Below are 3,814 nucleotides of genomic sequence, written 5' to 3'. Positions count from 1 at the left end.
GGTCTGCGAATTCGAAGAAATCGCCCACCTGCTGGTACACGGCAAGCTGCCCACGCGCGCCGAACTGCGCGCCTACAAGTCCAAGCTCAGGGCCCTGCGCGGCCTGCCGATGAGTGTGAAGCAGGCGCTGGAGCAACTGCCCGCCGCCAGCCACCCCATGGACGTGATGCGCACGGGCGTCTCGGCCCTGGGCTGTGCGCTGCCCGAAAAGGATGACCACAACCTGCCGGGTGCGCGCGACATTGCCGACCGGCTCATGGCATCACTGGGCTCCATGCTGCTCTATTGGCACCACTGGGCCAGTTCGGGCCGTCGCGTCGAGGTGGAAACCGATGACGATTCCATCGGTGCGCACTTCTTGCACCTGCTGCATGGCACCCAACCCAGCGCCGCCTGGGAGCGTGCGATGCACACCTCTCTCAACCTGTATGCCGAGCACGAGTTCAACGCCAGCACCTTCACCGCCCGCGTGGTGGCGGGCACGGGCAGCGACATGTATTCGGCCATCACCGGCGCCATCGGTGCGCTGCGGGGCCCCAAGCATGGCGGCGCGAACGAGGTGGCTTTCGAAATCCAGAAACGCTACGACAGCCCGGATGAGGCTGAGGCCGACATCCGCCGCCGCGTGGAGGCGAAGGAGGTGGTCATTGGTTTTGGTCACCCGGTCTACACCGTGAGCGACCCACGCAACGTCGTCATCAAGGGCGTTGCGCACAACTTGTCGCAGGAGGCTGGCAGCACCAAGATGTATGACATTGCCGAGCGGCTGGAGACCGTGATGTGGGAGGTCAAAAAGATGTTCCCCAACCTCGACTGGTTCAGCGCCGTGAGCTACCACATGATGGGTGTGCCCACCGCCATGTTCACGCCGCTGTTTGTGATTGCCCGCACCAGCGGCTGGGCGGCGCACATCATCGAGCAACGCATCGACAACAAGATCATCCGCCCCAGCGCGAACTACACCGGGCCCGAAGACCTGGCGTTTGTGCCGATCCAGGACCGCAAATAAAAACCAAGACGACCCAGTACCCAGCCCCATGGCCATGAACACCCTGTACCGCAAGCAACTGCCCGGCACGCAGCTGGACTACTTCGACGCCAGCGAGGCCGTCAATGCCCTGCAGCCCGCCGCCTGGGCCACCCTGCCCTACACCGCCCGCGTGTTTGCCGAAAACATCGTGCGCCGTGCCGATCCGGCCACCATCAACGACTGCCTGCGCCAGCTCGTCGAGCGGCGCAGCGACCGCGACTTCCCCTGGTACCCGGCACGCGTCGTGTGCCATGACATCCTGGGCCAGACGGCGCTGGTGGACCTGGCAGGCCTGCGCGATGCGATTGCCAAAGAAGGCGGCGACCCGGCCCAGGTGAACCCCGTCGTGCCAGTGCAGCTCATCGTGGACCATTCCCTGGCCGTGGAGTGTGGCGGGTTCGACCCCGACGCCTTCGCCAAGAACCGCGCCATCGAAGACCGCCGCAACGAAGACCGCTTCCACTTCATCGAGTGGACCAAAAATGCCTTTGCCAACGTGGATGTAATCCCGGCGGGGAACGGGATCATGCACCAGATCAATCTGGAAAAAATGTCGCCGGTCGTGCAGGTAAAAGACGGCGTGGCCTACCCCGACACCTGCGTGGGCACCGACAGCCACACACCGCATGTGGACGCCCTGGGCGTGATCGCCATCGGCGTGGGCGGCCTGGAGGCCGAGAGTGTGATGCTGGGCCGCGCATCGATGATGCGGCTGCCCGAGATCGTGGGCGTGCAGCTGACCGGCCATCGCCAGGACGGCATCACCGCCACTGACGTGGTGCTGGCGCTCACCGAGTTTTTGCGCAAGGCCAAGGTGGTGGGCGCCTACCTGGAGTTCTTTGGCGAAGGCGCGTCCAAGCTCACGATTGGCGACCGCGCCACCATCTCGAACATGGCGCCCGAATACGGCGCCACGGCGGCGCTGTTCAGCATCGACGAACAGACGCTGGAGTATCTGACGCTGACGGGCCGCGAGGCGGAACAAGTGAAGCGGGTCGAGGCGTATGCCAAGGCAGCGGGATTGTGGTCAGACACCCTCAAAGGCGCGGTCTACGCGCGCAACCTAGTGTTCAACCTGTCGAGCGTGGTGCGCAACCTGGCCGGCCCCTCCAACCCGCATGCGCGCGTGGCCACGTCCGACCTGGCGGCCCAAGGCATCGCGGGCCCCTGGGCCATGCCCGCATCACAGGACGGCACGATGCCCGATGGCGCGGTAGTCATCGCCGCCATCACCAGCTGCACCAACACGTCCAACCCGCGCAACGTGATCGCCGCAGCGCTGCTGGCGCGCAACGCCAACCGGCTGGGCCTCACGCGCAAGCCCTGGGTCAAGACCTCGCTGGCGCCCGGCTCCAAGGCGGTGGAGCTGTATCTGAAGGAAGCGGGTTTGCTGGCCGACCTGGAAAAGCTCGGCTTTGGCATCGTGGCCTTTGCCTGCACCACGTGCAACGGGATGAGTGGCGCGCTGGACCCTGCCATCCAGCAGGAGATCATCGACCGCGACCTCTACGCCACCGCCGTGCTCTCTGGCAACCGCAATTTCGACGGGCGCATCCACCCCTATGCCAAGCAGGCCTTCCTGGCCTCGCCCCCGCTGGTCGTGGCCTATGCGATGGCGGGCACGGTACGGTTTGACATCGAAAAAGACGTGCTGGCGGTGGTGGACGGCCAGGCGATTCGCCTCAAAGACCTGTGGCCCAGCGACGCAGAAATCGACGCCGTGGTGAAGACTGCCGTGAAGCCCGCGCAGTACCACGCCGTGTACGAACCCATGTTCGCCCTGCGGCATGACAAAGTCCCCCGCGTGTCGCCGCAGTACGAGTGGCGCCCGCAGTCCACCTACATCCGCCGCCCGCCCTACTGGGACACCGAGGGCATCGGCGCGCTGGCCGCCCACCCGCGCACCCTGCAGGGCATGCGCCCGCTGGCCCTCCTGCCCGACAACATCACCACCGACCACCTGTCGCCATCCAACGCCATCCTGCCGGACAGCGCAGCGGGTGAATATCTGGCGCGCATGGGCGTGCCCGAGGAGGACTTCAACTCCTACGCCACGCACCGGGGTGACCACCTCACCGCCATGCGCGCCACGTTTGCCAACCCGCAGCTCGTCAACGAGATGGCCGTGGTGGATGGCAAAGTGAAAAAGGGATCGCTCGCCCGCGTGGAGCCCGAAGGCCAGGTCATGCGCATGTGGGAGGCCATGGAAACCTATCTGAACCGCCGCCAGCCGCTCATCATCATTGCTGGCGCCGACTACGGCCAGGGGTCCAGCCGCGACTGGGCCGCCAAGGGCGTCCGGCTGGCGGGGGTGGAGGTGGTGGTGGCCGAGGGGTTCGAGCGCATCCACCGCACCAACCTGATTGGCATGGGGGTATTGCCACTGGAGTTTGAAGCGGGGGTCAACCGCACTACGCTGGGGCTGGATGGGACGGAGGTGTATGGCGTGGAGGGAGACATGCAACCCCGTGCCCACCTCACCTTGGTCATCCACCGCAAGAATGGCGAGGAAACAAAAGTGCCCATGACATGCCGCCTCGACACCGCCGAAGAGGTCTCTATCTATCAAGCGGGTGGCGTGCTGCAGCGCTTTGCGCAAGACTTTCTTGCCAAGAATGTAGACCAAAAACAGGTGCTCGCGCCCGCCTAGAAAGCACTGTGCGCTACTAAATTTGATATTTCTTCATGAGCATCCACTCCGCACCACAGATACGCATTCCCGCCACCTACCTGCGCGGCGGCACCAGCAAGGGCGTTTTCTTTCGCCTCGACGACCTGCCCGCC

Annotated in this window: 3 protein-coding genes; all 3 read left to right on the top strand. The window is 65.0% G+C overall.

The genetic code is table 11. From position 1 onward, the window contains the following. Positions 1–1,009, top strand: a 1,009-nt coding sequence (gene prpC, locus DBR23_RS23355) for a 2-methylcitrate synthase (RefSeq protein WP_233250698.1), incomplete at its 5' end; no start/stop codon positions are given. 34 nt (positions 1,010–1,043) lie between these two features. After that, positions 1,044–3,680, top strand: a complete 2,637-nt coding sequence (acnD, locus tag DBR23_RS23350) for a Fe/S-dependent 2-methylisocitrate dehydratase AcnD (RefSeq protein ID WP_108499745.1) — start codon at positions 1,044–1,046, stop codon at positions 3,678–3,680. A 41-nt stretch (positions 3,681–3,721) separates the two neighbouring features. Further along, on the top strand, positions 3,722–3,814 hold a 93-nt coding region (locus DBR23_RS32200; protein ID WP_146191425.1), incomplete at its 3' end, for a PrpF domain-containing protein.

Origin of the sequence: Acidovorax sp. HMWF018 (assembly GCF_003061035.1) — a bacterium.
Taxonomy (GTDB): domain Bacteria; phylum Pseudomonadota; class Gammaproteobacteria; order Burkholderiales; family Burkholderiaceae_C; genus Acidovorax; species Acidovorax delafieldii.
This window is presented reverse-complemented; position numbering and strand designations above follow the sequence as displayed.

Bases quoted from the DNA above. Each gene is read 5' to 3' on its own strand.
- acnD (WP_108499745.1), top strand. From the start codon at position 1,044: ATGAACACCCTGTACCGCAAGCAACTGCCCGGCACGCAGCTGGACTAC.